This window comes from Vibrio sp. 661 (assembly GCF_033339315.1).
In the GTDB taxonomy this organism is placed as follows: domain Bacteria; phylum Pseudomonadota; class Gammaproteobacteria; order Enterobacterales; family Vibrionaceae; genus Vibrio; species Vibrio alginolyticus.
In genome coordinates, this window is the sequence record NZ_JAWOUJ010000099.1 from 1 (window position 1) to 1188 (window position 1188).

The 1188-nt window shown below is 48.5% G+C and carries 2 protein-coding genes; both read right to left on the reverse strand.

Annotated features, from left to right (window positions below; all coding sequences use genetic code 11):
• Positions 1–434 (reverse strand): ABC transporter permease (locus R7P69_RS24955; RefSeq protein ID WP_318121787.1); only part of this gene is annotated, 434 nt, incomplete at its 3' end.
• On the reverse strand, positions 424–1188 hold a 765-nt coding region (mlaF, locus tag R7P69_RS24960), incomplete at its 5' end, for a phospholipid ABC transporter ATP-binding protein MlaF (RefSeq protein WP_318121788.1). The genes R7P69_RS24955 and mlaF, both read right to left, overlap by 11 nt.

Consider the following 1188-nt stretch of genomic DNA (forward strand, 5'->3'; position numbering starts at 1 on the left):
CGTTTCAGTGGGTCAACTGCCATCATTTCTAGGCTTGAAAGCTGCTCAGTAGCTTTCATCAAACCAATTTCTGCCGTCAGCGCAGAGCCTGCACGTCCAGCGAAAAGAAGCGCAGTAACCACCGGCCCAAGTTCACGCAGTAGTGACAACGCGACCATCTGACCAAGACTGCCTTCCGCGCCGTAATCCACCAGCACTACATAGCCTTGCAAGCTAAGAACCATGCCGATGAACAAACCGGAGACTACGATGATAGCCAGTGATTGCACGCCAACGGAATACAACTGTTTGATGAGTAGAGGAAAACTTTTAGAGGGTTGAGGCTTAGAGAAGATAGCGCCAACAAGCATCAAGGTTGCACGGCCAAAAGCTTCACAGATGGCGAGCGTGCGTCTTCCTAATGAAGCGACAAATTGAATAAAGCTAGCGACCATCAAATAGATCCTTTTCGATACTTTGCGCAGGAAAACGAAACGGCACTGGGCCATCTGCATCACCTTGTAAGAACTGCTGCACTCGCGGGTCTGGGTTTTGACTCAACTCCTCTGGCGTGCCAAACGCGATGATCTTGCCATCTGCTAGTAGGTAAACCCAATCAGCAATACTCATGACCTCCGGTACATCGTGTGATACCACAATAGACGTAAGGCCTAGAGCTTGGTTTAAGTCTTTGATCAACTCAACCAAAACACCCATGGTAATTGGGTCTTGTCCCACAAATGGTTCATCGAACATGATTAAATCAGGGTCAAGTGCGATAGCACGAGCCAATGCGGCGCGCCTCGCCATACCACCCGAAAGCTCACTTGGCATTAATTGCGCGGCTCCGCGCAGGCCAACCGCTTCGAGCTTAAGCAGCACCATAGTACGAATCAAATCTTCTGAAAGATTGGTGTGTTCACGCAGTGGAAAGGCCACATTGTCAAATACATTCAAATCCGTGAACAGAGCTCCGGATTGAAACAGCATGCTCATTTTCTTACGAGCGTTGTAGAGTTTTTTGCGAGAAAGAGTCGGAATGTTGTCACCATCAAACCAAATCTCTCCTTGTTCGGGATACAACTGACCGCCAATTAAACGGAGCAGTGTCGTTTTACCGATTCCCGATGGTCCCATAATCGCCGTCACTTTACCTTCAGGAACATGCAGATCAATACCATCAAAGATCGTGCGATTTCCTCGTGAAAA